Genomic DNA, 24,412 nt, shown 5'->3' with positions numbered 1-24,412 from the left:
TTGTTATTACCATTGGTCTCTCTCTTCAGGGCAAGGGCTGCAACTGCACTTGCGATATCAGTGGCAGTAGATGCCCTTGACTATGTGGCAGCTCCGCTCTTTGCCACGCCTGTCATAGGTGACATATCAGACGCCATAGTAACCAGCGTGCTTTATGCGATAACAAGGAGCAAGCGCTCTGCGCTTATCAATATGGCCGAGTTTGTGCCGCTGGTAGGCGACTTTGTGCCAGTCTATACGATATCGACCTTGATGTGGATACATAGCGAGTTAAAAAAGGAAAAGGTCGTTATGAAGAAGCGGTCATGATTTCTATCTGAATCCTTTGACCTATCTTCATCTCGTGGTTTAAAAAGTCGGCCACTTCATTTCCATTGACGGTCATCCTTGTAACCATGCTTGGATCCGTCCCCCTCACTTTTAGAAATTCGCCCACCGTGTATTCTCTTGGAGTGGTCGATTCGATATGGGTGGTGCCGGAGGTGTCGTGGGTGTGCATGGGCGATATACCGGACGGACCATATTTGTCGAGTGATCGTACTACAGCTGCGGGCTCATTCCTATTCCCTCTGGAACAACTGCAGGCTGGCTGTCCACCAACATAGTAAGTAAAACATGGTCGTGCTTTGCAAGAGAAACGCTATGGATCTCTTCTAGATTGAACTTGTTCATTTCTCCTGCAGTCTCGCTTGCTAGTGGCTGGTAGACCAAGACATCTCCTACGGATAACCCCTGATATATTAGAATAATAGTGACTATTCCAGAGACAACTAGCCCAGCTCCCATCAGGATAAACATGGTCTTCTTGTTCATACGAAATCAGTGATATGAAGCCGTTCTAAAAGGATACCTCTCTCCCTATGGTGCTAGCTTTGTTATAATTAGCTCTTCTCACTGGACGCCAGATGTTTTCCAGCTCGATCCTACAAGAGTCGCGATTCAAAAGATGATAGAAACGCATGAGCATGATAACTACTCGGAATCCGCCAATTATTAACAGTCGCTTGGAATTGGAGATAGCTACGCTAAAGCCTCTGGGGATGTGATTGCATTAGAAGCATTGACCAGAAAGAAGATCCGTGCAAAGGAACACGCTAACCATATAACCGAAACTCAGAAGCTAGTGGTGGAGCTAGAGATGTTGCAAATAGTTTGTATTTGGTAAATAGCGGAGGAGAAGAACAAAAAATAAGACACGCGTGTCTCTGCGAAACCTAAAGATAGTATTGTTGCAGCATACCCAAAAGACCTATTTCAATAAATTCAAAGAAAAATGAGGGTTTTCAATTTCTTCTATGTCGGCCTACTTCTATTCTTCCCCCTTCTCCGGAGTTTCAACACTTACACTGCTATCTTCTATATCCACTACAATATCTCTAGCTTCGATGTGTACTGTACTATCTTCTTGGACATCGACCAGAAATTCTTCGTGTTCGATCGATACTGTGCCGTCATCGACTGACACAGACACAGCGAGTGCAGGAACAGCCATTCCTGGTGCCAATAGTCCAAGAGAAATGATGGCCGCAGATATTGTTGGCGTGATTGCCGTGCAGACTTGTCAAAACATAATGATTTATGTGGTTTGTCGGAGATTTCTGCTGATACCACTTACACATTATCAGCCGTAAGTCTTGTCAGTTGATGATTTTCAGAGATATGGTATTGTTATTGATTATCGCACTGGGGCTGAGATCTCAGCGAGAGTGCATAAAAGAAGGAATGCGAAAGCGTGAAGGATAAAATCATAGTTCCTTGTACGTTTTGCATCTAGACCATGAAATTGATACTTTGAGCTCGATATGGACAAAAATAGATGTGATCAAGTTTAATGTGCGGAGTACATCTGAAGAAGCGCCATTAGAATCGTTCGTTCTGCCTGTAAGATCGCCTTCATTGACTGTCTTTTCTAAAGTGAAGAATAACAACTGGTGGAATGGAAGATTATTATTTGTAAATGTAGCAAGAGCCAGCAAAAAAGTCTTATTGCAAGTAAGGTCGCGGCTATTATCGTCTTATCAATCTGTGAAAAATTGCTAGTGGCGCGCCACGATTAGCAGCTTTTTGAGCCTGCTAGATGTGAAATCTAACAACAGGTCGTATCAATTATTAAAGTTATTTCTGCAGAATATCATATTTATCATATGACACAAGACAGCAAAGGCAGAGGTATGTTTGCGTGATGTGTAAAATGATATTCTTCGCATATTCTGAGGTAGTACATCACAAAGACATGACTAGTCACGCAGAATACGAAACTAACGAGCTGCTGCCGTCTTAGGCATGACTAAAGACATTAAGAAGAAAAATCGCACACGGAACGATATCATTGTAGAAATGCTGACTTCAGCTTTGGAGGGCACTACAAAGACGAGAATGATGTTCTATGCATACGTTTCATATACTCAACTTAGTAAAGAGTACCTGCCAGTTCTCTTGAAAAACGAACTATTGGCATATGATGCAGAGAGAAACAGATATTTCACCACTGCAAAGGGCTGTGAATATTTACGAAGTTATGAAAAATGAGCCTATAGCTGAATGCAATATCCTTACCCAACAACAATTATCATTGCCGTTAGCATTCAAAGTATAAGAATCTTGTATTGCGGGATTTCTTATCGCCAAGACCAACCATACCACTGAGCGATGATCCCAACAACAAGGATGATCATGCTTACGACCGTGCTCGTAAGCACACTCGTACCAGCAGCCGCAGCCGCGCAGACGACCATCAACCAGTCAAACTTCAACAGCAACACACAAAATGCCACTGCTACCGCCACCGTTGGTGGAGGCGGAGCTTTCAACACCAACAGCGCAACAGCCGCTGTATTCCAAGACGCAGGCGCTTGTCAGCAAAATGTAGCGGCAGTCAATAATGCAGCAGCATCGGCCAACATTGGTGGCGGACGGAACAGCTTCACAGACTGCTCGTAAGCAATATCGCAGGCAAAAAGTAGATAACTCTATCACCCTCCCTCATTTTCTTTCTTCTTTTTTACTTGCAATGGAGATACGACAAAATATGTTTTTGAATTCCATTCGAAGATCGGTCTGACGCAACAGTATCAAAATCATCAAGTCCCAATCGCTATCTATCTAGGGTCTATCCATCTAAGAATCCACAACTGGCAATGGTGAATTATTCGATGGCGAATAATATTATACAAAAATGTAATTGCATTTTGAAATATAAAAATATAATTAAATTTTGAATTTCGAAATTGAATTATATTTTTGAACTAATAATACGAATCTCGTGGAATCATTTATCACTACAACGACGAATCTGAATATAATATTGAACTTGCTAATTCGCTCTGAATCCATAATAGAAGAAAGCTGAACATGAAAGATGCAACGACTCTGGCCTTGGATCATGAAATTGATACCCTAGGCTGGATGTGGATCAAGATAGATGCGACGATCAAACGCAATGCCTCGGGTGTTTCTGATGATATAGTAAAAAGGATGTATGGCAGCCAAATAGCACACTACAATTAGCGGTCGTAAGAATAGTGTTCGAACCTACAAGATAAAGGGGTATTGGAGAGAAGTGGATTTATCATCAGCAGTTTATGTTCTTGGTTGACGTTCGCCAAGGCCATAGAGCTTATGTAATGTTGTCGTGCAATTCTTCAGCAAGACCTAGATTGATCAACTTTTAGAGTTTAGCATTCAACAGAATCCGACGAATCTCTTAAAGGTCAAGACCAATACATTATGTCTGAAAGAGAAATGATGACAAACTCTCTTTTCATAGTGGCAGCCGTCACCACATCTGCATTAGTTGCAGCAGTCGCTCTACTGCCTGAAGCTTTCACAGTTTCAGCAACTGCTGTCGTTGGAGAGTCTTCAGTGTCTGTCGTCAAGTCCTCACAGTCCACAAAGTGCAGCGTGTCTGTATCCTCAGGGTCGATTGTGACGTGCTCGCAATCCCAGTCCTCACAGTCTAGCGTGTCGGTGTCCTCAAGTACAGACGACACAGTTAAAGTTAAAATCGGTGTAAAACTTGATAATCACCATCCGTGTAAGGTTGTTCTCATAATTCCACCGAATAACTCCCACATGGATCCTTTCAAGATCTCAACTTGTTAACAAAAATCGGGCCGGCTCCAATCAAATCAACTTTTTTCTTTATCGTATTTCTTACTAACAAGAAAAGTAGCGAGGGTTGGCAGGCACAAGCCTGAAAGCCAATGGTATCAGCTCTAAATCCTTAGGTAAGTAGAGCTTGGTTTACTTCTCTCCTTCTCTGAACCTTCCTGATCTTCAGGCAATGCGCAGAAACTCTGATCAACGTTCCGTTGTATTGATTACTCTCTACGTTATAGGAACAACGGTTGCTTTGGGAATTGGGATTCTCAATGTAACAACACCATTTTCATACTTTGCTGTTCCTGTTACTCTCTCAGCGTCTCTCGTAGAGATAGGCAACACTATCCTCTTGTCTATTTGAACTGGCCTCTGTCTGTAGTGTATCGGACCTAGTGGTTCCTCTGCTGTTGGTGGCGCTCGCTTTTTTGTTGCTTTGATCGACAGTATGTTTCCATCTACGATTCTAATGCTGATGTCTTCCTTTCTAAAACCGGGCAGATCAACATCAACAACCAAATCATTTCCATCCTCATACATGTCCACGGCAGGCATCACATATTCATAGAACTCCTGCGTTCTTTTGTCAAGCTCCCTGAACAATTCACGGACAGTATATTCTACGATGCCCATACATGCTATATCTTCTAATAACGCAATTAACTGTTTCATTACAGCCAAGGCTTTTGGAGAGGAGAATTGCCTGCCAAAACTTTGGACGCTTATTTCCCGGCATCCTTTAAATCAAATGCAAACTATAACAGAATAGGGCACATAGTAATGGGAAAAAGTAGGTTGAACCCATTGGCAAGCTTGGTTCTGGGCACCGTAGGAATTACAATTTTGTCTAGAGTCATAGTGCCAGTATGTTGGATCAGAATTCGACGTGGTACAAGATAGATGGTTGTTTATTATTCACGCTGTAGTGTCTATTGAAGGCTTTTCCTGTTCTTTTTCCAGTGCTCAATTCACTTTCTCCATTCGTATTTTCAGTTTTTAACTTTCAAAAGTAACAAGCATGAATCCTGCATAACAATCATGTTGAACTATCATTGTAGTACACAACTCCGCCCATATATACATCCTGGGTGGGAACATTCGCCAAGCTCGGAAGGGTGAGTAGGGCTTGGTTTTCATACAAACTTGGTTTACACCCATTGTACACCGATGGCATATTAGACCGTATTGTTCTGTAATTTTGAAACATATGAAATATAGAAGTAGAACCGAGATAACTGCTCAAATTTTAGAAGCTGCCTGCGGGGGCGCAACGAAGACAAGAATAATGTACAAAGCGTACCTATCATATGCGTAGCTAAAGGAGTACGCGTCGCAGCTGATCGAAAATGGTCTGCTAGAATACAATCAGGCTGGTCAAGTCTACGAAACAAGCGATAAGGGCCACAAATTCTTGAATCTGTACAACGAAATAGGTCCGTTAGTATCAGTTGGACCAGATTATGAAAGAATGCCTAGAAAGAGCTTTTGAGAGCTGGCAAAAGTTATAGCTGAAATATGCCTTATCACAATTTTTCTAGAGATAGTTGAAAAATAGTAAAGATCCAAGGTAAGCAGGTTAAAGTAGACGTCACGAACGAATTGTAGGCTTTTCTTATCTTTGCTCTGTTGTTGACCGCTTCAGCTAGTAATTGGATGCAACATTCATCATCCTTGTCTATAACCATGCGCTCTGTCGCTATTTCTAGAAGGATCATTCCCATGATTCATTGAGCTATCTAAGCATAAGGCAATTATCAAATTCTTATGGGTTCTGATGTATTATCCTCATTTGATCTCGAAAGAAATAGCGCACTGTTACTTTAGAACTATTGAGGCAATGCCGACTGCCACAAAGCTGATGCCGGCGTAGAGGAAAATCTGCTTTTTCTGTCCTTATTGCACACGCCTGTTATTGAAACAGAGGGCATCAGTCTTGCGCGCGTATCGCAGTCGCAATGAGCACCTGCCATGGAAACCGTATCCTGCCGCCTTTCATGAACTTGCGCGCCTTCTCTTCTGCCTCGGCCTTTATTGCAGACACCACGCCAAGACCCCTGCCTTCAATCGTGGCTCGTATGGAATTTGCCGTTGTGGACATATAGTCCGACCAGTACTCTTCAAAGGTCCCGGCCTCGCACTCAAAAACAAATTCTTCAATCGAGATCTTGGAAAATCCTGCGCTGGCAATCACTTTTTGCAGGTCTGCCTTGTTGCCAAAGCGGTGAACCGTCGGAGCTCCTTCTGGCCGGATGTCCGGTATGTGTCGCAGGACAGGCTCCATCACTGTGCTAAAGTACGGCACTCCTTCTGGCATTCCATGGACCGCTACTGCAAGCTTGCCGTCATCCTTTTTCAAAAGTGCCCAGAGCTGGCTAAGAACCCGTACAGGGTCCGGGAAGAACATCAGGGCATACTGGCACACTATTCTGTCAAATTTTACATCAAATCCAATGTTCTCGGCGTCCATCTCGGCAAAGTGGCCAGTCGGGACAGATGACTTAGCGATGCCAAGGGCGCCTCTTGAAAAATCAATTCCTACAAGTGTCCCTGAAGGCCCAAGCAGCCGCGCAGCATGCATTGACACTGCGCCAGTGCCGCATGCTACATCTAGCACATAGTCGTCCGACCTGATGTCAGCCGCCTTGATCAGCTCGGCAGTCGACCTGAAGGGGCCCCTTTCCTTGCTTGCCCAGTCGCTGTGGTAGCCGGGTGCGACAGTGTTCCAGTTTTGAATTGAGCTTATCTTGTACTTGACAGGATCGTAGCCTGCGGCCATCATTACCGCCACATAAGAAGTTCTAGCTTGAAATTAATATTCTAACTGTTTTTGACAAACAGAAAAGATCGTGGATAGTAGCTGAAAGCAGACGACAGCGAAATCTTATCGTAAACAACACCAGTAACCATAAAGCACATTTGCACCCTGCCTACAATATGAGTTCAACTCAAAGCATGGGAAGGCTGGAAGAAAGAAACCTTAACACCAAGCCAGATGAAACCCGCAAGTTTGACAAAGGTAAGCTGGATATCGCAAATATTGGAGATGTATCGATTGGCCGATTCACGCTTGAACCGGGGTGGAAATGGTCAACATCTGTAAAACCAATAGTCAAGACCGACAGCTGCCAGCAGCATCATACCGGGTACATCATTTCTGGGCGAATGAGGGTAAGAATGGACAATGGAACCGAAATGGAATGTGGGCCTGGAGACGTGGCGATAATCCCGCCGGGTCACGATGCATGGGTAGAAGGAAACGAGCCCTGCATAGGCATTGACTTTACTGGCGCAAAAACATACGCCCAGAGGTAGGACAGGTAATACTTGACTATCTTTTGCAGTTCTTCAAAGTAATAGCTCTTTTGCTGGCTATCGATGATAAGGGTATGGTAGTGACTTAATGGAAAGCCAGAGTAGCCTCATTTCTGCTATTTTCTTACGTTGCACCGAAGCATCTTTCTCAACCAATAAAGGCAATATCTGACGTGGGATGATGATATGCAAACTGCTCGAACAGATTTGGAGCTGCGGGCAGAAATGCCTGACGATATCGGGGTTAAAGGAAGGATACAAATGCCAGCGCGCATGTGCATTGCTACTACAGCAGCAGTGGCCGGCGGAGCTATCGCCGCTGGACTTATATTGGAGTATTACTTGCGCAAGAGGCGGAATGCAATAAGCCTTGCCTCAAGCTAGAATCGACGCAACAATAGGCTGGCGTAGTTTTTAATCAATCAATCACGCTTCAGCAGTTGTTCCTGCGCCCACTTGTTGTGTCTGGCTGTCGCCAGCTTCAGAGGCAACCGAAGACTATGGATAGAGCTGCGTTATCATTGCAGGCAGGTTCGCTCTTAGCCAATCAGCCATTTCCTTTTCTTCATTAAGATTCTGTGCAAATACTGGCACTGCATCACCGACATCCATAATCTGGGCGAGCTGGCTCAGCGTATCGTGCATACAATCTCGGCATTTTCTATTATCACATCCTCTTTGGCTGCTATCAGCTGTTTCTCTGCTTCTATAACTGACTGCTTCATTGCGTTTGCTAAGCTCTTGGGTGTCGCAGGTAGAGGCAGCAGTGCAGCTTCATGGGTAGCCTTTCCGCCAAGGTTCGAAATAAGTTGCTCGTCTACTTTGTTGCTCTCTCGTTTCTTCAAGGTGGTGCTTCAATTGCTCTTTTGCTTCGGGCAGGGAGACTTCCTTTATCCTTTGCTGCAACCTTGGTATAGCGACATTTTCAATAGCTAAAGCGTCATTAAGGTAGATGACAAGTTTATCGTTAATGGTCATCATCTTTTTGGCATTTCTTTTCGTTCCTGATGGTTGGTTCTTGTGAGCCATCCATCAATCATTGCACCCTATCGATATTATCACTTTATAACGAATGTGTACAACTTATTATTTCTCTTTTATTTCCGGTAGTGGTCCTCATTTGTTCCTACCGTGAAAAATGTGATCAAAACTACCGGCTTTTGCGGCGGAATGATGACTGCCAATATGCTCCTATTGTCCAAGATATGTGATGAACTGTAGATTCCGCTGCCTGCTTGCAGTTATGCTTAAATTCCTTTTTAATTTAATCGTAGAACGTTGAAAGAATTCCGGATACTCCAGAACTGCTCGATCTGCGGCGAGGGTTTTGATTCTGACTACAAGTTATTGAAGCACATGAGCAAGTTCCATCCGCAGCCGAAAAAGACCGGCTGGGTGGGCGGCGATGACTCGTGCAGCTGCGGTGGCCATCATACGCACAAAGACGGCTGAGCCAGCGTTGAAAGCAGACAAGCTCTTCTTCATCTATGTCGCCAAGAATAAAGAGTGGCAGCAGAGACAGCAGGAGGATTGGGGCTACGTTTCATCTATGTCCCGTTTCTTCAAGTGGTGGGCGCAGCGCTATTTCGATGTCGAGCTGCCTGTCGAAGCCGACATCCTGCCCGTGATCCCGGGCAAGCTGTTTGACAGGATGTCGCTTGCATACCTTGTAAGGGACCACTCTGAAAGAGGAAACGATATTTACCACTTTTACCTTGCATATTTCAAGCCGTTCTGGACTGACTGTAATACCGAGGGATACACGGCAGAGAACATCGGGATGGCATGGTGGCAGAGGCCGGACAGCGGCGTCTCTGAGACAGAGCGCTATGTGTTCTATGCGGATAATAACTGCCCCCGGGTGTCGCACGTCCTTGCGCATGAGCTTCTCCGGATGAAGGGCAAGACGAAAAAGGACTATTTTGGCAAGGTTCACGACCTGTGGGACAAGCATGTCTACAAGGACAAGCCCTTTCTGTACTTTGATAGCCGCTTCAAGCGGGTGCGGAAGGATGATTCGTACCGCTTTGCCACACTCGACCCTGCGGAACTTTAATCAAGCGCCCATGAGCAGCATATTGCTGATTGTCGCTTGAAGTGCTTGCCAAGTCTGGCGCGATAGTGTCATCGGCCGGAGTCGCACTCTTGGTGGCGTTCGTAGTCGTTCTGCTGGCGTTCCCAGTGATCAAAGAGTGCGAAGATAGTAAAGAAAGGTGCTCCTACACTTCGACGGCGCCGGAGCAACTAGCCGCAATAGTGCAGCCGGGGTTCCTTGCAGTTACGTTGCTGATAATCGCAGCCGGCGTGTTCATGGTAAGATTCAGCAGGTGGAGAAGTGACAAAAAAACTAGTGGTGGCTCTTAGCTTACGCCGGCGGGGCTCGTTTGCTGCACGTGGTCGCGCTTTGTGTGCTCGTCGGCCTCCTGCTGCGTCAGAAAGGTCTTTCCACAGACCGAGCATCTCACCTGAGCAACGTTCGCTCTGGATGCCATTGCAATTGCTACGCAGACATGTTATTTAATGAGTTCAAACACGCGTCTATAAATAGCAGGAATTTCCAGATTCTTCTGTTGGGCAGAGTGACCTTCAGCAAGGCAGAGCGCGAGTTTCTGGAACGTAACGAGGCATGCAGGATAGCAACATGCCATGACAACATTCCGCACATTACGCCAGTGTCGTACGTTTTTGAGGACGGCGCCTTTTACATTGCAACCGACTATGAAACAAAAAAGTACGAAAACATCAAGGCGAACAACCGCGTGGCTCTGGCAGTTGACATCTACAGCTCTGTTGGCAACAAGGCCGTGTGCATCCAGGGGAAGGCAGAGATAATCGAAAAAGGGAAGGAATTTGCAAGGCTTTACAAGATATTCCACGATCGCTTTGAATGGGTGAGACGGGATCCATGGAAGGAAGGCGAAGCGCCATTCCTCAAGATGACTCCGATAAGCAAGGTCAGCTGGGGACTCTAATAATAATGGGCATCCGGAAAAAACTCGACGATGTGGCCGGTAAGGTGTGTGAAGCCGTGCTGCCGATCAAGCACGAATACCACCTTGGCATGGGAAAGGAGCTGGCGATATGCACTCTGTCAAGCATGGATCTCTTGGAAAAGCTATCCAAGTCTGATCCTGTTATGAACAAGATCGCAATAGCCGGCCGGCTCCTCTCGGAGAACAGGGGCATCGACGCGATGATCAAGTTTGCGCTCGATCATCCAGAGCTTAGGCGCATAATCGTCTGCGGCAAAGAGGTCAAGGGGCACAGGGCGGGTCAGGCCCTGCTTGCGCTTGCCAGAAACGGCATAGACAGGAATGGCAGGATAGTCGGCGCACTGGGGCCGTACCCGATATTAGAGTCGCCAGCCGGCGATGTGGATGCATTCAGGCAACAGGTCGAAATCTTGGACATGATAGGCACCACTGATATTGAGAAGCTACTAGTAGCCTGAAGCCTGCCTATCGCGGTTGACCTTGTTCTTTTTCTTGTATTCCTCCAGTATGTCGGCCGGGCTCATGCCAAGCTCTATCGATGCCTGGACGACAAAATGCCAGATGTCGATAAGTTCCTCCTTTGCCGCCATGCTGTCAAAGGCTGCCGGCTTTTTCCACCACTTCCAGCTCGTAAGCCGCTGGAGCTCCACCGCTTCGTGGATTATCGCAGTCGAAAGCGCCGAAACCCTGCCCTCGGCCGAAGTTGGATAGCGAGATAGGTCCATCATGGATGCAAGTTCCTTCTGCATTGAAAAAATGGCTTCAAGGGTGTCCATCAACCTGCTAGTTCCAGCCGCCTACGTAAAAAGCCTTGTTCTCCGACTGGTGTCGAATGGCAGGGTGCCTGCGAAAGCTTTAAGGCATGATTTTTGCCTATTAGCCTTGACAATGGTTTCTCATCCTTCCGCTAACAACAGCAAGCAGCATCCTTCGCCATCCCTCCAAGAGCCAAACGAAAGCCAGTCTTTTTCTTCCTCTCCATCCTTGGGCAACGTGCTTACTGCATGCCTTGACCTGCTCAAGATCGACGACCCTGAGGTGCGAAAAAAGGCGGTTGAATTTGTAGGAAGTGTCCCACTTGGCACAGTGAACACGTACGGCAAGTGGATAACCGCGGCCAAGGCAATAGCCGACTCGTGCGCAGTCAGCGGCCGGCTGTTCTCCCAATCCGAAATGTGCGACTTTTTGACGGTGGCTGCAAAGGGCGTCGATTCAAAGAGGGCCGGTGCAAAGGCGGTCAACGACGCCACTTTTCACATTTACGTCGACATCATGGAGAACTACCAAAAGTCAGATGACAGGGTGAAGCTGCACTACCCCCGGATCATTGTCGATACTATTTCTGCACTTGACAAGGGGGTTGATACCAGAGGAGAGGCAGTCGGAGTCTATAGCCTAGATAGATATTATCAGGAAAGAAAGTCAACTGCGATACTGGAAGACCCTGCTGCAACCTATGTCGGAACTCCGACAAGCGAAAAGCCGGCATCATCTGCCTCACAGGATCTGCCCTCGTACAGCGACGAGCTGGTGGAAAACCTCGTGCACATCACAGGCAGGCCGCGGAAGGACCTTGAGCAGTCGCTTGCCGGCCTGCAAGCAGCAGACATCAAAAAGATAACCGATCTTTCGCTAAACTACAAGCGCCTGCAAAAGTACAGCAAACTGCTATCAAGCCCGGCAGCCTTCAAGAAGGAGGTTGAAAAGGAGCTTGGGCGCAAACTGACCGACAACCAGCTGCAGCACGCCATTAACTCGATAAGAAAAGCCAAGACCTACATCGAAAACGTCCTCGATGGCAAGTTCGTCCCGCATGGGACGCACGGGATAAACCACGTCAAGCACAATCTGGAATACGGCTACCAGCTGATGGGGCTGATGGAGCCGAGAAAGAGGCGCTCAAACTAGGCTTTTTTGCGCCTGCAGCATCCGCTCCATGTTGAACCGGATCTCTAAAAGCTTGACGCCGTTGACGGTAGTCCAGTAGTAGGCTGAAGATGATGTCGAGTCCATCTCGAGCAGCTTCCTGTCTACGAGCATTTTCAGCAGCCATTCTATCTCGTTATGCTTTAGGTGTTGCTGCAGCGCCGCGATTCTGGCGCGCGACGCGCCTTCCAGCGCGGCCGACAGGATCTTGGTAGACTCCTCAATCAGATCCAATGGCGACGGTCGGGTGAAATCGGATTAAAGCATTTTGACGCTACGTTCTGTATGGAGACTCTATATGTGTGTCTATAATTAGGTAGGGTCGTCCTCCTATCGCAGGGGCCCCAAATACCCCTAATTGATACGGAGGGTCCTTCTACCTATTTAGCGGACGTTTTGTTGGTTGCATGTTGTTAGTGTAGGTAAATAATTAAGGTTTTTGATGTAAATTTATCAAATCCGTGATAGTATCGTCGCGGTCGCCAATTTAGCTCCATATTTTCTCCTTGAAGGTCCACTTTTTGTTGAACAAAAAGTTTCCAACGGCTGCAACCATCACTGCAAGGACCAGCGCGACAGGGTAGCTTACCTGCTGGCTCCCATGCAGCATGTATAGCATCGATAGCTGTATGGCGGCACCCGGTGAGCTAAAGCCTGCAAACAGGCCGTATTGCACCAGTGTCGTGTTTGCCGTAAAGTCCCTATCTTCAAATGTCCACAGCTTGTTGAGGAAAAAGTTTGAAGTTATCGAAAATACTATTCCAGCCACTGCTGCATACAGGATCCAGATGCCCGGCAGCAGTCCGACAAACAGGGTAGTGGCAGCATAATTGACAAGCAGCCCAGTCGCTCCGATCGTGTAAAACCTTGCCGCTTTTGAAAGAAAGCGGACCGAAGCGCGTCTTTCCTTTTCCCGCAGCGACTTGCCATAGCGGTACAGCCTCCACACCGCCCGCAGGTAGTCAAACATGACAGACGAGTCGAGCTTGCTGGCGCCGGCGCGCCTGTTGGTAAAAGTATAAGGCACTTCCTTGACGCGGGCGCCCTTTGCCTTGACCAGAATTTCAAGCAGCATTTTGTAGCCTATCGCGTCAAACTTGACTCCTTCTATGATGCGCCGCCTGAAAGCAAAGAACCCTGACATTGGATCCTTCACTTCGATGCCAAGGCCCACCTGCGCGATCTTTGTCGCGCTCTTGCTCATGAGTCTGCGCTTGAAAGGCCATCCTATCACTGAGCCTCCCTTGACGTACCTTGACGCGACCACGATATCGCATTTCGGGTCCTGGAGCTCCTCAAGCATGTGGGAGATCGTTTGCGGCGGGTGGGAAAAGTCGCCGTCCATGACAACTACGATCTCGCCTGCGGCCGATTGGACGCCGGCAAGTATGGCAGAGCTGAGCCCCATTTTGCCCGGCCGGCGGATGACTTCGATGCGCACTTTTTTGTTGCTGATGTTCTTGGCGTGCTGGGCCGCAATGTCGCCGGTGCCATCGGGCGAATTGTCGTCCACGACGATAATCTCTGCGGCAGTATCTGCAGGGAGCGCTTCGGCTATCGAATCGAGCATCTTGGCTATGTTTTGAGACTCGTTGTACGTTGGAAGGACTATAGACAGCGGCACCTTGCCGGCCTTTAGCAGCTCTTCCTGCGCTGGTGCGCTCACATGCTCCAATAGAACAGCGGGGTATAAAATTATTCTAATTGATGATATCAGAAATCCCGCGAGGCGTTATGGAAAATGGCACGGGCTCTTTGCCTGCCGACTGGACGAGCAGAGCCCTGAACGAGGATTTGGCCGCGTCGACTATCTCCAGCTTGACCTTTATATGTGAATAGATCGAGACCGAGCTCCCAAGATACTCGCGCTGCTGGGAAGGCACCACCGCCTGCGCAATGTTGCGGCCTGCCTGGTCGACTACAGTTATCGGCGCGTTTCTGACCATGTTGGTGACTACGACCGCGCAGCCGGCATTTATCGCGGCGAGCGCCAGCTCGTGCATGTGCTTCATCACCGCAAGGTGCCGGGCAGGCCCCGAGTACTCTGCAGAAAAGAGCGACGTCAGTGTGTCCACTACTACGAGCTGCGGACCTGTGTCAAGGATTTTCCTGATAGCGTTTGTCTGGTCAAGCGTGTTAAGCGCCCTTATAAAATTGATCTTTTCAAGCGCGCCGGGCGAGCCGGATATCTCGACTATGCGCTCTGGCCGGAACGTCCCGGCGGTATCGACAAATATCGCCGTGCCACCGGCCCTTGCGCAGTTGGCACAAAGGGTGAAGCAAAGTTGCGACTTGCCCGAGCCGCTTTCGCCATAAACATCCGTTAGCATGCCTGTGCGTATGCCGCCTCCTCCAAGGAGCGAATCTATTGCTTTTGAGCCGGTAGAAATGGTGGTAGCCAACGTGCCAAGCTCGCTATATCTCTACTATGTACAAAACCCACTTATGAACCTGCGGCAAAGGAACCTTTTTATTCGAGCCACGATTTTTCAAAAGCGATTAGTTAGATTGTCATCTTCGCCGTCATCACAACAGCAACCAAAGCGCCCCCTGTCGACACTGCAGCGTGCGATCAACAGGAAGGTTGCTGTAAGGCTCAAGAGCGAAATAGAATACAAGGGCAGGATGAACAACGTCGACTCGTACATGAACCTGATCCTGACAGACGCCGAAGAGTTCAACGGCTCTGACGTGCTTGCAAACTATGGCAAGGTCGTGATAAGGGGCAACAATGTCCTGTTCATCAAACTAGAAAAAGAGTTCTAGCCATGAAGTCGGTGCTATTTTATAAATGGTAAGAAGATGGTTGTTTACATCTGAAAGCGTAACTGAGGGGCACCCTGATAAGGTGTGCGACCAGATATCTGACGCCGTTCTTGACGATTTTCTAAGGCAGGATCCTGACTCTCGTGTCGCCATAGAGTCAATGACCACGACTGGCATCGTGTTTGTCGCCGGCGAGGTCACGTCAAAGGGCAGGGTGGATGTGCAAAAGATCGTGCGCGACACGATCAGGGAAATAGGGTACGACAAGCCGGATTATGGTTTTGACTGCGACTCGTGCGCCGTGCTCGCAGCATTGCACGAGCAGAGCCCTGATATCTCCCTGGGCGTCACGGCCACTTCAAACAAGGAGCAGGGAGCCGGCGATCAGGGGCTCATGTTTGGATACGCCACAAACGAAACACCAGAATTGATGCCACTTCCGATCACGATGGCTCACCAGATATCGATGAAGCTGGCACAAGTGCGCAAAAAGAAAGAGCTGAGCTGGGTCAGGCCGGACGGCAAGTCCCAAGTCTCTGTCGTTTATGAAGACGGCGTTCCAAAACGCATTGACACGGTAGTCGTCTCGACACAGCACTCGCCGGACATTGGCATGAGTCAGCTGCGAGAAGAGATAATCAACAAGGTGGTAAAACCAGTCTGCGGCAGCTGGATTGATAGCAGGACAAAGTTCCTTGTCAACCCGACAGGCAGGTTCGTGATAGGCGGCCCGCCCGGCGACACTGGCCTGACAGGTAGAAAGATAATTGCTGATACCTATGGCGGCATGGGGAGGCATGGAGGCGGGGCGTTCTCTGGTAAGGACCCGTCAAAGGTAGACAGGTCTGCCTGCTACATGGCAAGATACGTGGCCAAGAACATTGTTGCTGCAGGTCTTGCGGACAAGTGCGAAGTGCAGGTGGCCTACGCGATAGGTGTGGCAGAACCAGTCTCTATAATGATAGACACGTTTGGCACCGGCAAGGCCTCGGAAGAAGAGATCGAAGCCAAGGTCCACAAAGTCTTTGACATGAGGCCGGCAGGCATCATAAAGACGCTTGACCTCAAGCGCCCGATATACCACAAGACTGCAGCCTACGGTCACTTTGGAAGAAACGACCAGAACTTTACCTGGGAAAAGACCGACAAGGCTTTCGAGCTGCGCTAATATTAAAAATAGCCAGAGGGCATAGACTTTCCAGTTGTTGTTGCTAAAGAACAAGGTTGCAGTAGTTACTGGCGCAAGCGGGGGCATTGGCTTCCAGATAGCCAAAGAGTATGCCGCGCGCGGCGCCACTGTTATCGTGTGTTCGCGCAAGATCGCAAGCGCAGAAAAGACTGCCAACATGATCAAGGGCAAGGCATACCCTGAAAGGCTGGATGTGACTGACGCGCCCGGCGTGACAAAATTCGTGCGCCACGTAGCAGAGAGGCACGGGCGCATCGATATCTTGATCAACAACGCTGGATACCCGTTTGACCGCAACATGTGGACAAAGAGGTTCCACGAGGTTGCCGAAGAAGAGTTTGACAGGGTGATAGAAGTGGACCTCAAAGGCACCCTCCGGCTATGCCTTTCCGCGCTCCCGTTCATGATCAAGGGCGGCGGGGGAGTGATAATCAACATCTCTTCGACGCCTGCAGTGTCAGGGCACACCGAGGGCGCGCCCTACACGGTCGCAAAGGCCGGCGTGATCGCCATTACAAAGCACATTGCGCTTGAATACGGGGACAAGAACGTCCGGGCATACACCCTTGCGCTTGGCAACATCTCTAGCGAAGCCACCTTCAATTCAATGACCGTGACTGAAAGGAAAAAGGCGGCGATGGAAAACTCGATGAAAAGGTGGGGCGACCCGTCAGAAGTCGCCAAGGTTGCCGCAAGCTTGGCAAGTGACGATTTTTCATTTGCGACAGGCAACACGATAGTGATAGATGGCGGGACAGTGCTGCTGTAATATGTTTGCTGAAGACAAGGATCTAGAGCTTGCAGAGCAGGAACAAGAGCTGCCGCCAGAGATCGAGGAAAAAAGGCGCAAGGGCGCACTCAGAACAGGCTACACGACAGGCACTACCGCGACGGCGGCCACGAAGGGCGCGCTTTATGCTTTAATTGAGAAGCCAGTCGAGCAGGTGACGGTGTCGCTGCCAAAAGGCAAGACTGCCACGATCAAGATCGCGTGGACAAGAATCGACGGCAACAAGGCCACCTGTGCCGCGATAAAAGACGGCGGCGACGACCCGGACGTCACGCACGGCGCAGAGATATGCTCCACTGTTTCGCTCAGCGACAACGCCGGCCAGATAAACATCGACGGAGGTAAGGGAGTTGGCAGGGTGACCAAGCCGGGGCTAGGGCTTGAAATAGGCAAGGCCGCGATCAACCCTATCCCGATGAAGATGCTTGAGCAGGCAGTCCGCGAAGTCGCACAAGATCAATTGAAAAAACACGGAGTCGAGGTCGTGATATCGGTCCCAAAGGGTGAAGAGATCGCCAAAAGGACCGACAACCCACGCCTTGGCATTCTAGGCGGCATCTCTATTCTTGGCACCACTGGCATAGTCCTGCCTTACTCGACAGCGTCGTTTGCTGCCTCGATCAGGCAAGGCCTTGACGTGGCAATCGCGATGGGTGCGGACACTACCGTTCTTACAACCGGAGGGCGCAGCGAGGACTTTGCCAAGACGCTGTTCAAGCTGCCTGATCACTGCTTTGTGCAGATGGGAGACTTTGCCGGCTACTCGATAAAGCAGTGCGCAAGCAAGAAATTGCGCAAGGCGATCATTGCCGGCTTTATCGGCAAGCTGACAAAAATGGCGATGGGAGTCAAGCAGACGCATGTCGCCGGCTCGCATGTTGACATGGAGTTCATGGCGCGCCTTGCAGCCGAATGCAAAGCGCCGCCAGAGGTTGTTCAAGAGATCAGGGGCGCAAACACTGCCCGGCACGTGTCAGAGATAATAACGAAAAACAATGTCGCCGGATACTTTGATCTTGTATGCAAGAAGGTACACGAGCAGATGAGCGAGCACTCAAAGAGACAGCTAGACATAGAGGTAGTGATGTTTGAGTTTGATGGGCAAGTGATCGGCCGCCATCCTCCTCTTGATGTCTAGCGCTTTTTGTATTGTTCCTTGAGCATTTCTATACGTCCGCCGTGCTTGTCCTTGTAGGATACCCTGCACTGGGTGCAGCAAAAGAACCTCTCAAAGCCTGCAAATTTCAGAACCTTGGGCTTGCCGTGGATGGGCCCTCCGCAGAACTCGCATTTCAGCTTGACTTTAAGACCTTCAACGTAAACGTGAAAGTGCTTCTTTTGCTTTTTCAGCGATTCCAGAGTGTCGTCAAATTCATCCTTGCTTTTCTTGTCCACTTTTGACAGGTCAATTTCAGGTTTGATTGCCTTGATGAGGCCCATATTAACAAGGCGCTCGTACCTGGCCTTGACAGTAGGAGTGCTTACCTTTATCTCGCGTGATATGGCCCGAAAGGACTTGCGACCATCTTCCATCAGCGATTTCACTATAGCAACATCGGTGTCGTCAAGCTGGACAGGCAACGTTGTAACAAATAGCTAATCCATCTTATAACCTTACATTGAAAAGCGACTTGTTTTCCTGTTATAATAGTGATATCATTTTGTATTCTAACGACAGCTTCACTTGCTCCAACCGTATATGCTCAAAACAACCACGATGTTTCCTCTTCGTTTACTATTTGGGCAAGCTCTGAACTAAAAAAAGGTGAGCCTCAAAAAATCCAAGGAAAGCTATGTACAGATTTGTTCCAACGACTAATGAGGACTATGAATATTCAAGACCCTGGCATCCTGTCGTCAAGGTAGTATACTATACAGCAACCCCTAGTGGTAAATTATTCAATGTAACCATCATGTAGAAGCAGAAGTAGACAACAATTGTACTTTAGTTGTTCGATACAATCCGACAAACGAGATTGGCAAGTATTCGGTATATGCGGAAATATCATGGTATTCAAACGGCATTCCGCATAATGCAACTAGCAATACATTTACCTACGAGGTCAAACTGGGAATTTTCCAGAAAATAACTTGCTTAAAAGAATTATTTCTTGGCCGTTCGTAGAAAATTAGCCGCGCCTGCAAAAAATAGAGAAGGTAGCTATGCTACCTTGTAGCTTTGAACTTCTGAATACGTCATTGAAAGGCTGACTTCTGACCCGTTAAAGCCATCAACGGCCGATTTTGGAATATTGTATTCGCGGCTTGCACCCTGCATCACGGTTATAGTGTCGCCAGCTTCTGAAATGATGTTTCCGATGTCGTATCCGTCCCTAGATCGCACGTTCTTGTGTATGACACGCTCCCAGTGGAGTATTACTGGTTCTGACATGCCATATCAGAATTATGATACAACAATGCAATATTTAAAATTAGTTCATCAGCAGAAAAAAGTCGCATATTTACTATAAAATATTGAATATTTATATCTAAATTTGGTTAAAGTTGATGCGTGAGACTGCCACAGTGAGGTTTGGCGAGAACTTTTGCTTTGGCACGACAAGCTCGCCCTTTGAGCTCAGCAGCGACGACGCCTCTGAAACGCTGGGTGTCCCCTCGAACTTTTGAACGGTCTGTGAAGGGTTCGGGACGTTTACCGACGCCAGCTTGTCCTTGTCATAGATCTCGATAGGTATCCCATATTGTTTTGAAAATTCCTCAAGGCCCTTTACCTTTGCCCCGCGGTTGATGCTAGAGATGTTCCTTATGCTTTTGAACGACAGACCTTTTACCTTGAAAACCGTCATGATTCCAGATTCAATGACATCCTTGCTTGTGTCCCAGTGCAGGCCGATCCCGACGACGAGCGACTTGGGCCTATAAATGACCGACTTGCTTATTATTTCAGGATCGGAAATTGCCCTGTCGGAAATAACGAGGCCGGCCTTGAACTCAGGCGACTTGATCTCTTCGATACTGCCAACAACAGCGACATTTTTTGGCAGTGGTGCGTGCCACCAGTTCCTTTCTCCTGCGTCTTGGTAAATAGCGATCTTTTCTTCGTTGACCATGAATGCACTCGTCTTGGTCACGTTTTCGAAGTTCTCGATTGTCCAGCCAAACTCCCTGCCCACGAGATCGACTGCGATTGTCTCGTTGACGTCTGCTGCTGTCGTAATGACGGGCTGCGCGCCAAGGAACGAGGCGACCAGCCTCGCCAGCGCATTTGCACCTCCAAGATGGCCCGATAGCGCGCTTATGACGTGGTTTGCCCTGTCGTCTATGACGACTACCGCCGGGTCGCTCTTTTTATCGACAAGGTGCGGCGCGACCATCCTTATCACCGCGCCAAGAGAGAATATGCAGATCAGGGCGTCGTACGTCTTGAAGAGGCTGCCGACGAGCTGCGTGCTCTGCTCTGAGAACCAATTGATATCGGTCACGCCGTCGCTGTGCTTTGCCGGGACGTAGATCTCTACTTCGGGCATCTTTTGCTTTATCCTGCGTGCTATTTCGATCCCGTGCTTTGTTATGGCGACGATGGCTGTCTTGGTCAAACAGTTAAGGGAAGGATTGCGATGGAAAAATAACCTTTTGCATTTTTCTTATTATCTTAGAACCAGTATCTTGTAGTATTCGTTTTCATATACCGTTCTGTAATGTGTCTCAAGCTCTGCCATCCTGTCTAGCCAGTACTGCGTGGTGCTCAGGGCATCAGTCCCCGGTTTTTCTGTTATGACCACCCATCTGTCGTGTGACCAAGGCTCCTTGAACGATGCCTTCCAAGTGCTATGCTCAATTATTTCGTCGAAATTTGCAAGGGGGATCCCGCTGGTGATCATTACCCTGTGTTCCAGCCCAGAGCCGGTCAGGATCATTATTTTTCCGTTGCCGTCGTACAGCGATTTTAAAGCCTCCCCGGTGTCTATGGCAAGGAGGTTTTCTTTGACGGAATAGCCGCCGATAGCGTCGTTCATTGTGATAATCGTGAAAAAGGCAGGCATTGCCAACTGGGACGCAAACAGCACGCCAATTGCGCCAATTATGATGATCCGCCGCCTGTCTTCTTTGATGTTATTATTATTGTTCGTATTGGCAAGAAAGATGCACGCTATTACTATGATAAGCGGCGACAAGAGCACCATAAAGCGTGAGTTGAACCAGTACGACATTTCGCCAATTCCAATCAGCAGAGAGGTGATCGTAAAGATTGGAGGTAGGGCCAAAAACAGCAGTACGAGTTTCTTGCCGCTGACGTTGGCTTTGCGAAAGATCCAGTACCCTAGTATCCCGGCGCCAAGAAGCAATGGGCCGTACATTGCAAACGCGGTCACGCCATAGATAGACAGGACGTTTGCAGGCTGGAGGAACAAGATCTCCCGAAATGGTCTGTTCTGCGCGTACCATGAAGCGGAATAATACTGAGCGTTGCTGAACTCTAGCGCGTCGCCGTAATGATACTGATTCCATACAAGCCAGAATACTATGTTTGACAGCGACAGGACAGAGGCAAGGATCGCAAATATTTTTTGTTTGTTCGGGCTCTGGCTCTTGCTCCTTATCATAAATACGGCCGCCACGATTATCAAAAAGATCGGAAGAAACCAAGCCTCATACTTGGTAAGTGTAGCAAAAGACAGAAAGATTGAACACAGTATCAGATCTCTCAGCCTGTTGCCGTTCTGGTACCATGACTGGAAATAGTATGCAGAAGCCACGAAAAAGAGCATGAATGGAGCTTCGGTCATCGAAGTGATGCCGAGGTACATGATGTTAGGGTTTGTTGCATAGAGCATCGCTCCTGCAAACGCCGCAAATGACGGGATGACTGCGATGCTTGGCATCTTTAGCGATTTTATGATCTTGTACAGGTACACGGATGTCAGGCCCAAGCATGGCAGGCTGAGGGCAGTTCCTGCAAATCCTGTCGTGAACAATGCGTTTATCAGAGTAAACGGCAAAAGCAGGAAATGCGGAAGTGGCATCCACACCGTTCCGATCTGGCCCAGACCAGGGTTTTCGCCCCAGTCTACGAACTTTCTGGCCGCGACTGAATGCGAGACAGCGTCCCAGTAATAGAGGAGCGAATACTTGTCAACTACGAAATAGAGGTAAAACGCTGCAGCAAGCCCAATCGCCACGACAGCCAGAAATATTATTACTGGCTCTCTTCCCTTGGCAACTGTCACCTGCAGCATGTATGTCCCTTCAAAATGCATGTGAGGATAAAAGCCTTGTCAAGGCAGTTTCTGCCTGACGTCAATGTCGTTTCCCTGATAGTTCAGGGTCATGCTGGTATAAGGGTACAGGTCTGGGTCGTAGCTTCTGGCGTTTCCATAAAAGGTTCTGACGCTGGTGGTGCTGTTGTATGTCTGCACTATCGGCGCTTCATTGATGCTGCCCCGGAAGTGAGGATCGGAAATGAGCACAACCTTGTCGGTTGGGATTGCAGAGTACATGACATCCCGATAGTCATTCATGGCATGAGGCACATGAAACACGAAATTGTAGGGCCATGAATAGACAGGGTTTGCAATTATCGTCGTGTCATTGTCTGCCAGCGACAGGGCAAATGCAGCAGCCTCAAATTGGCTCGATGTTACGTTAGTTGTTATCAGCAGCGTGGTGCTGGCAAGCCCAAAGACTACTATGGAAGCCACTATGCCATGTTGTATCAGCCGCCGCCCTGGTCCGACTTTGTTAATGACGTCATTTATCCAGAGGGCTGCAGAGATGCAGAACACTGGCAATACTGGCATCACATGGAAGTACTGCACGTAACCTATAAGCCACAAGAATACCAGAAACGGTCCTACCCAGAGCAAAACGAACAGGTCCTTCTTCAAAATGGCATAACCAAATCCAAGGATGCCCAGCGCAAGGAGGACAGGATCTGTGATAAGAAAGCCTGCAAAGGCGGTGGTAATGCCGTCGCTGTGCCTCTGTGTCTGCGTCAGAACGCCTCTGACCCAGTTATCAAAAGAGCCGGTGGAAATGCTCTCCGCAGGCCAGATCATCGGAATCAAGACTACCGGAATGAACCAGAGGCCCACATTTCTCAGCTGGTTCTTCTCCTTGCTGCTGCCAGTATAGACTGAAAAGCCAATCAGCGGGATCATTGTAAATACGGGGATCTTGGTAAAAATCGCAAGGCCAAGACACGTTCCGGAAAGCATCATGGCAAAATACTGCTGCTGTCTTTTGTTGTGCGAGCGCTGCAGCTGGAGCGCAAACAAGATCGAGGATAGCAGGAAGGGCAGCAGCAACGACTCTAGCAGTATCCTTCTGGTAAGCCAAGTCATTGGCATTACTGCAAACAGGATCGAAGCAAGAAACGCAATTCTAGAGCTGCCGTACTTGTAGTCTGCAATTTTGTAGATCAGGAACGTGTCAATCACAGCAAGCACTCCCATCCATATCTTTGGCACAAGATAGAGCGATTCAATCGATTGAGCTGAGATTGACGGATTTAGTGAATCCGGATAGTTGGTAAGAGCAAGCAAGCCAGCCAGAAAGATCTGGCCAAACAAGGGATGATCGTAATAGTACAGGTTTTCCTGCAGCATTTGATGTTCCAGAACGTTCATTGCTCTTCTCATGTAGATGCCCTCGTCGTAAAACAGGTCTGGAAAGCCCGTGGCATTCCAGAGGTGCGTAAACGAAGACAGCGCTAATGGAATAAGGATCAGCAAGTATCTCTTGTTGAAAGATACAGAAAGCAATATGCAGAATCTATCAACTATGGCAAAGCTATTAGAATCTAGCGCATAACAAAGAACGCCTGCTGCAAAATACGTGCATGCCAATCTGGCTTTAGCAATGCAAGTCCCTAATGAACGCCGGGACTTACTTCTCAGGCCTACTATAACAAATGCAAGCATGTGAAAAGCAAGATTGTCGTAAAAGGAGAAAATTCAGGCATAGGATGCGAAAACCCCATTTGATATACTCCATTGCTATCAAAGACGAGCTTGGAACCGTCGGGTGCCACCACGGCGGTAAATGTCGCATGTAGAACTGTAGATCTTCTCATGAAATTGTCCATCTTCGCTTATGACTTCAATAGAATCACCCGGCACAAAGTGGCAGGTTTGGGTTTCGTAGACGACTAAATGTGAATTAGCTGCCCATTTGCCATACTTAGACAGCTTGTTCCAAAGTCTAGAGGGACTTCGAATAGCTTTTTGCTGTTTATGTCAAATGTCATGAGTTTATGCTGAAATAAGCCTTTGATTTCTGGATGCGATTGGATTTTAACAAACACTACCTTATTATCAGTACTTACGTCTAGCTGTTGAGAAATACTGCCCGATATTGTTAAGACTCTTTCGGCCTATA

At 48.2% G+C, this 24,412-nt stretch carries 36 protein-coding genes; 17 read left to right on the top strand and 19 right to left on the bottom strand.

Annotation, left to right across the window (positions count from 1 at the left end):
• Nucleotides 1–12 precede the first annotated feature (12 nt).
• On the top strand, nt 13–309 hold the full coding sequence (locus NGAR_RS08575; protein ID WP_015019302.1) for a hypothetical protein: 297 nt from the start codon (nt 13–15) through the stop codon (nt 307–309).
• Here NGAR_RS08575 and NGAR_RS08570 read toward each other — a convergent pair.
• The 3 genes from NGAR_RS08570 to NGAR_RS08560 form a co-directional block, all read right to left on the bottom strand.
• The gene (locus NGAR_RS08570; protein ID WP_015019301.1) at nt 290–499 is read right to left on the bottom strand and encodes a hypothetical protein; all 210 of its coding nucleotides are present in this window, start codon (nt 497–499) and stop codon (nt 290–292) included. The genes NGAR_RS08575 and NGAR_RS08570 overlap by 20 nt on opposite strands.
• 41 nt (nt 500–540) lie before the next feature.
• Nucleotides 541–813, bottom strand: a complete 273-nt coding sequence (locus tag NGAR_RS08565; protein WP_015019300.1) for a hypothetical protein — start codon at nt 811–813, stop codon at nt 541–543.
• A 496-nt stretch (nt 814–1,309) separates the two neighbouring features.
• Nucleotides 1,310–1,504 (bottom strand): hypothetical protein, encoded by a 195-nt coding sequence (locus NGAR_RS08560; protein ID WP_148681200.1) that lies wholly within the window; start codon nt 1,502–1,504, stop codon nt 1,310–1,312.
• A gap of 779 nt (nt 1,505–2,283) precedes the next feature.
• Between NGAR_RS08560 and NGAR_RS08555 the strand changes: the two genes are divergently transcribed.
• From NGAR_RS08555 to NGAR_RS17480, 3 genes are all read left to right on the top strand, one after another.
• A complete protein-coding gene (locus NGAR_RS08555; protein ID WP_015019298.1) occupies nt 2,284–2,529 on the top strand; it encodes a winged helix-turn-helix domain-containing protein in 246 nt (81 codons plus the stop codon).
• Nucleotides 2,530–2,649: 120 nt separating this feature from the next.
• Nucleotides 2,650–2,940 (top strand): hypothetical protein, encoded by a 291-nt coding sequence (locus NGAR_RS08550; RefSeq protein ID WP_148681199.1) that lies wholly within the window; start codon nt 2,650–2,652, stop codon nt 2,938–2,940.
• Nucleotides 2,941–3,351: 411 nt separating this feature from the next.
• A complete protein-coding gene (locus NGAR_RS17480) occupies nt 3,352–3,507 on the top strand; it encodes a hypothetical protein (RefSeq protein ID WP_015019296.1) in 156 nt (51 codons plus the stop codon).
• Between the two features lie 203 nt (nt 3,508–3,710).
• On the opposite strand, the gene NGAR_RS08545 is transcribed toward NGAR_RS17480, so the two are convergent.
• A complete protein-coding gene (locus NGAR_RS08545; RefSeq protein ID WP_015019295.1) occupies nt 3,711–3,989 on the bottom strand; it encodes a hypothetical protein in 279 nt (92 codons plus the stop codon).
• Nucleotides 3,990–4,326: 337 nt separating this feature from the next.
• Nucleotides 4,327–4,770, bottom strand: a complete 444-nt coding sequence (hsp14, locus tag NGAR_RS08540) for an archaeal heat shock protein Hsp14 (RefSeq protein ID WP_228369349.1) — start codon at nt 4,768–4,770, stop codon at nt 4,327–4,329.
• A 535-nt stretch (nt 4,771–5,305) separates the two neighbouring features.
• Here hsp14 and NGAR_RS19070 point away from each other — a divergent pair.
• Nucleotides 5,306–5,413 (top strand): winged helix-turn-helix domain-containing protein, encoded by a 108-nt coding sequence (locus tag NGAR_RS19070; RefSeq protein WP_323444712.1) that lies wholly within the window; start codon nt 5,306–5,308, stop codon nt 5,411–5,413.
• Between the two features lie 612 nt (nt 5,414–6,025).
• Here the strand turns inward: NGAR_RS19070 and NGAR_RS08530 are convergent.
• A complete protein-coding gene (locus NGAR_RS08530; protein WP_015019292.1) occupies nt 6,026–6,877 on the bottom strand; it encodes a class I SAM-dependent methyltransferase in 852 nt (283 codons plus the stop codon).
• A 155-nt stretch (nt 6,878–7,032) separates the two neighbouring features.
• Between NGAR_RS08530 and NGAR_RS08525 the strand changes: the two genes are divergently transcribed.
• Together NGAR_RS08525 and NGAR_RS18415 are read left to right on the top strand one after the other, a co-directional pair.
• Nucleotides 7,033–7,410, top strand: coding sequence for a cupin domain-containing protein (locus NGAR_RS08525; RefSeq protein WP_228369329.1), 378 nt, complete (start codon nt 7,033–7,035; stop codon nt 7,408–7,410).
• A gap of 186 nt (nt 7,411–7,596) precedes the next feature.
• Nucleotides 7,597–7,794, top strand: a complete 198-nt coding sequence (locus NGAR_RS18415; protein ID WP_148681198.1) for a hypothetical protein — start codon at nt 7,597–7,599, stop codon at nt 7,792–7,794.
• 114 nt (nt 7,795–7,908) lie between these two features.
• On the opposite strand, the gene NGAR_RS08515 is transcribed toward NGAR_RS18415, so the two are convergent.
• The 3 genes from NGAR_RS08515 to NGAR_RS19335 are packed head-to-tail and all read right to left on the bottom strand — an operon-like array spanning nt 7,909 to nt 8,388.
• On the bottom strand, nt 7,909–8,055 hold the full coding sequence (locus NGAR_RS08515) for a DUF892 family protein (protein ID WP_148681197.1): 147 nt from the start codon (nt 8,053–8,055) through the stop codon (nt 7,909–7,911).
• Nucleotides 8,040–8,255: a hypothetical protein gene (locus NGAR_RS18410; protein ID WP_228369328.1), complete on the bottom strand. Its 216-nt coding sequence runs from the start codon at nt 8,253–8,255 to the stop codon at nt 8,040–8,042. The genes NGAR_RS08515 and NGAR_RS18410 overlap by 16 nt, the downstream gene beginning before the upstream one ends.
• Nucleotides 8,185–8,388 (bottom strand): DUF892 family protein, encoded by a 204-nt coding sequence (locus NGAR_RS19335; protein WP_407637201.1) that lies wholly within the window; start codon nt 8,386–8,388, stop codon nt 8,185–8,187. The genes NGAR_RS18410 and NGAR_RS19335 overlap by 71 nt, the downstream gene beginning before the upstream one ends.
• 300 nt (nt 8,389–8,688) lie before the next feature.
• On the opposite strand from NGAR_RS19335, the gene NGAR_RS17475 reads away from it, so the two are divergent.
• From NGAR_RS17475 to NGAR_RS08500, 3 genes are read left to right on the top strand one after another with little or no spacing between them, the layout of a single operon-like run.
• Nucleotides 8,689–8,862, top strand: a complete 174-nt coding sequence (locus tag NGAR_RS17475) for a hypothetical protein (RefSeq protein ID WP_187147733.1) — start codon at nt 8,689–8,691, stop codon at nt 8,860–8,862.
• Nucleotides 8,816–9,466 (top strand): hypothetical protein, encoded by a 651-nt coding sequence (locus NGAR_RS08505; RefSeq protein WP_187147732.1) that lies wholly within the window; start codon nt 8,816–8,818, stop codon nt 9,464–9,466. Before NGAR_RS17475 ends, NGAR_RS08505 begins: the two co-directional genes overlap by 47 nt.
• 29 nt (nt 9,467–9,495) lie before the next feature.
• Nucleotides 9,496–9,774: a hypothetical protein gene (locus NGAR_RS08500; protein WP_015019288.1), complete on the top strand. Its 279-nt coding sequence runs from the start codon at nt 9,496–9,498 to the stop codon at nt 9,772–9,774.
• On the opposite strand, the gene NGAR_RS18785 is transcribed toward NGAR_RS08500, so the two are convergent.
• Nucleotides 9,771–9,902 (bottom strand): hypothetical protein, encoded by a 132-nt coding sequence (locus tag NGAR_RS18785; RefSeq protein ID WP_266190404.1) that lies wholly within the window; start codon nt 9,900–9,902, stop codon nt 9,771–9,773. The two genes, NGAR_RS08500 and NGAR_RS18785, sit on opposite strands and share 4 nt — an antisense overlap.
• 87 nt (nt 9,903–9,989) lie before the next feature.
• On the opposite strand from NGAR_RS18785, the gene NGAR_RS08495 reads away from it, so the two are divergent.
• Both NGAR_RS08495 and NGAR_RS08490 read left to right on the top strand, forming a co-directional pair.
• Complete coding sequence (locus NGAR_RS08495; protein ID WP_228369348.1) at nt 9,990–10,382, top strand: pyridoxamine 5'-phosphate oxidase family protein; 393 nt, start codon at nt 9,990–9,992, stop codon at nt 10,380–10,382.
• Nucleotides 10,383–10,387: 5 nt separating this feature from the next.
• On the top strand, nt 10,388–10,861 hold the full coding sequence (locus NGAR_RS08490) for a tetrahydromethanopterin S-methyltransferase subunit A (protein ID WP_015019286.1): 474 nt from the start codon (nt 10,388–10,390) through the stop codon (nt 10,859–10,861).
• Here the strand turns inward: NGAR_RS08490 and NGAR_RS08485 are convergent.
• Nucleotides 10,850–11,179, bottom strand: coding sequence for a dUTPase (locus NGAR_RS08485; protein WP_015019285.1), 330 nt, complete (start codon nt 11,177–11,179; stop codon nt 10,850–10,852). The two genes, NGAR_RS08490 and NGAR_RS08485, sit on opposite strands and share 12 nt — an antisense overlap.
• Before the next feature lie 106 nt (nt 11,180–11,285).
• Here NGAR_RS08485 and NGAR_RS08480 point away from each other — a divergent pair, with 106 nt between their 5' ends.
• Nucleotides 11,286–12,311 (top strand): hypothetical protein, encoded by a 1,026-nt coding sequence (locus NGAR_RS08480; RefSeq protein ID WP_148681194.1) that lies wholly within the window; start codon nt 11,286–11,288, stop codon nt 12,309–12,311.
• On the opposite strand, the gene NGAR_RS08475 is transcribed toward NGAR_RS08480, so the two are convergent.
• From NGAR_RS08475 to NGAR_RS08465, 3 genes are all read right to left on the bottom strand, one after another.
• Nucleotides 12,303–12,563 carry a hypothetical protein gene (locus NGAR_RS08475; RefSeq protein WP_015019283.1) on the bottom strand — a complete coding sequence of 87 codons (261 nt, stop codon included), beginning with the start codon at nt 12,561–12,563 and terminating at the stop codon, nt 12,303–12,305. The genes NGAR_RS08480 and NGAR_RS08475 overlap by 9 nt on opposite strands.
• A 253-nt stretch (nt 12,564–12,816) precedes the next feature.
• Nucleotides 12,817–13,995 carry a glycosyltransferase gene (locus NGAR_RS08470; protein ID WP_228369327.1) on the bottom strand — a complete coding sequence of 393 codons (1,179 nt, stop codon included), beginning with the start codon at nt 13,993–13,995 and terminating at the stop codon, nt 12,817–12,819.
• A 34-nt stretch (nt 13,996–14,029) separates the two neighbouring features.
• On the bottom strand, nt 14,030–14,731 hold the full coding sequence (locus NGAR_RS08465; protein ID WP_015019281.1) for a DNA repair and recombination protein RadA: 702 nt from the start codon (nt 14,729–14,731) through the stop codon (nt 14,030–14,032).
• 106 nt (nt 14,732–14,837) lie between these two features.
• On the opposite strand from NGAR_RS08465, the gene NGAR_RS08460 reads away from it, so the two are divergent.
• Genes NGAR_RS08460 through NGAR_RS08445 form a run of 4 tightly spaced genes read left to right on the top strand, consistent with a single transcriptional unit; the run spans nt 14,838 to nt 18,212 of the window.
• Nucleotides 14,838–15,095 carry a U6 snRNA-associated Sm-like protein LSm6 gene (locus tag NGAR_RS08460; protein WP_228369326.1) on the top strand — a complete coding sequence of 86 codons (258 nt, stop codon included), beginning with the start codon at nt 14,838–14,840 and terminating at the stop codon, nt 15,093–15,095.
• Nucleotides 15,096–15,120: 25 nt separating this feature from the next.
• On the top strand, nt 15,121–16,263 hold the full coding sequence (gene metK, locus NGAR_RS08455) for a methionine adenosyltransferase (RefSeq protein ID WP_015019279.1): 1,143 nt from the start codon (nt 15,121–15,123) through the stop codon (nt 16,261–16,263).
• A 37-nt stretch (nt 16,264–16,300) separates the two neighbouring features.
• Entirely contained in the window at nt 16,301–17,053 is a 753-nt protein-coding gene (locus tag NGAR_RS08450; RefSeq protein WP_187147731.1) for an SDR family NAD(P)-dependent oxidoreductase, read from the top strand.
• Nucleotide 17,054: 1 nt separating this feature from the next.
• Complete coding sequence (locus NGAR_RS08445) at nt 17,055–18,212, top strand: cobalt-precorrin-5B (C(1))-methyltransferase (RefSeq protein ID WP_015019277.1); 1,158 nt, start codon at nt 17,055–17,057, stop codon at nt 18,210–18,212.
• On the opposite strand, the gene NGAR_RS08440 is transcribed toward NGAR_RS08445, so the two are convergent.
• The 5 genes from NGAR_RS08440 to NGAR_RS08420 form a co-directional block, all read right to left on the bottom strand.
• A complete protein-coding gene (locus NGAR_RS08440; protein WP_015019276.1) occupies nt 18,209–18,655 on the bottom strand; it encodes an Lrp/AsnC family transcriptional regulator in 447 nt (148 codons plus the stop codon). The two genes, NGAR_RS08445 and NGAR_RS08440, sit on opposite strands and share 4 nt — an antisense overlap.
• 580 nt (nt 18,656–19,235) lie before the next feature.
• A complete protein-coding gene (locus tag NGAR_RS08435; protein WP_015019275.1) occupies nt 19,236–19,466 on the bottom strand; it encodes a hypothetical protein in 231 nt (76 codons plus the stop codon).
• A gap of 97 nt (nt 19,467–19,563) precedes the next feature.
• A complete protein-coding gene (locus NGAR_RS08430; protein ID WP_015019274.1) occupies nt 19,564–20,631 on the bottom strand; it encodes a cobalt-precorrin 5A hydrolase in 1,068 nt (355 codons plus the stop codon).
• Between the two features lie 51 nt (nt 20,632–20,682).
• Entirely contained in the window at nt 20,683–22,293 is a 1,611-nt protein-coding gene (locus tag NGAR_RS08425) for an ArnT family glycosyltransferase (protein WP_015019273.1), read from the bottom strand.
• A gap of 18 nt (nt 22,294–22,311) precedes the next feature.
• Nucleotides 22,312–23,796: an ArnT family glycosyltransferase gene (locus tag NGAR_RS08420; protein WP_187147730.1), complete on the bottom strand. Its 1,485-nt coding sequence runs from the start codon at nt 23,794–23,796 to the stop codon at nt 22,312–22,314.
• Nucleotides 23,797–24,412: the final 616 nt, after the last annotated feature.

The organism is Candidatus Nitrososphaera gargensis Ga9.2 (assembly GCF_000303155.1).
Lineage (GTDB): Archaea > Thermoproteota > Nitrososphaeria > Nitrososphaerales > Nitrososphaeraceae > Nitrososphaera > Nitrososphaera gargensis.
Note: the sequence above shows the minus strand (reverse complement) of the source record. Positions and strands in the feature narration are given on the sequence as shown.

Bases quoted from the DNA above. Each gene is read 5' to 3' on its own strand.
- metK (WP_015019279.1), top strand. From the start codon at position 15,121: ATGGTAAGAAGATGGTTGTTTACATCTGAAAGCGTAACTGAGGGGCAC.
- NGAR_RS08490 (WP_015019286.1), top strand. From the start codon at position 10,388: ATGGGCATCCGGAAAAAACTCGACGATGTGGCCGGTAAGGTGTGTGAA.
- NGAR_RS08570 (WP_015019301.1), bottom strand. From the start codon at position 499: ATGCACACCCACGACACCTCCGGCACCACCCATATCGAATCGACCACT.
- NGAR_RS08505 (WP_187147732.1), top strand. From the start codon at position 8,816: ATGACTCGTGCAGCTGCGGTGGCCATCATACGCACAAAGACGGCTGAG.
- NGAR_RS08445 (WP_015019277.1), top strand. From the start codon at position 17,055: ATGTTTGCTGAAGACAAGGATCTAGAGCTTGCAGAGCAGGAACAAGAG.
- NGAR_RS08565 (WP_015019300.1), bottom strand. From the start codon at position 813: ATGAACAAGAAGACCATGTTTATCCTGATGGGAGCTGGGCTAGTTGTC.
- NGAR_RS08515 (WP_148681197.1), bottom strand. From the start codon at position 8,055: ATGCACGATACGCTGAGCCAGCTCGCCCAGATTATGGATGTCGGTGAT.
- NGAR_RS17480 (WP_015019296.1), top strand. From the start codon at position 3,352: ATGAAAGATGCAACGACTCTGGCCTTGGATCATGAAATTGATACCCTA.
- NGAR_RS19335 (WP_407637201.1), bottom strand. From the start codon at position 8,388: ATGACCATTAACGATAAACTTGTCATCTACCTTAATGACGCTTTAGCT.
- NGAR_RS19070 (WP_323444712.1), top strand. From the start codon at position 5,306: ATGAAATATAGAAGTAGAACCGAGATAACTGCTCAAATTTTAGAAGCT.
- NGAR_RS08485 (WP_015019285.1), bottom strand. From the start codon at position 11,179: ATGGACACCCTTGAAGCCATTTTTTCAATGCAGAAGGAACTTGCATCC.
- NGAR_RS08530 (WP_015019292.1), bottom strand. From the start codon at position 6,877: ATGATGGCCGCAGGCTACGATCCTGTCAAGTACAAGATAAGCTCAATT.
- NGAR_RS18785 (WP_266190404.1), bottom strand. From the start codon at position 9,902: ATGGCATCCAGAGCGAACGTTGCTCAGGTGAGATGCTCGGTCTGTGGA.
- NGAR_RS08525 (WP_228369329.1), top strand. From the start codon at position 7,033: ATGAGTTCAACTCAAAGCATGGGAAGGCTGGAAGAAAGAAACCTTAAC.
- NGAR_RS08555 (WP_015019298.1), top strand. From the start codon at position 2,284: ATGACTAAAGACATTAAGAAGAAAAATCGCACACGGAACGATATCATT.
- NGAR_RS08435 (WP_015019275.1), bottom strand. From the start codon at position 19,466: ATGTCAGAACCAGTAATACTCCACTGGGAGCGTGTCATACACAAGAAC.
- NGAR_RS18415 (WP_148681198.1), top strand. From the start codon at position 7,597: ATGCAAACTGCTCGAACAGATTTGGAGCTGCGGGCAGAAATGCCTGAC.
- NGAR_RS08425 (WP_015019273.1), bottom strand. From the start codon at position 22,293: ATGCATTTTGAAGGGACATACATGCTGCAGGTGACAGTTGCCAAGGGA.
- NGAR_RS08550 (WP_148681199.1), top strand. From the start codon at position 2,650: ATGATCCCAACAACAAGGATGATCATGCTTACGACCGTGCTCGTAAGC.
- hsp14 (WP_228369349.1), bottom strand. From the start codon at position 4,770: ATGAAACAGTTAATTGCGTTATTAGAAGATATAGCATGTATGGGCATC.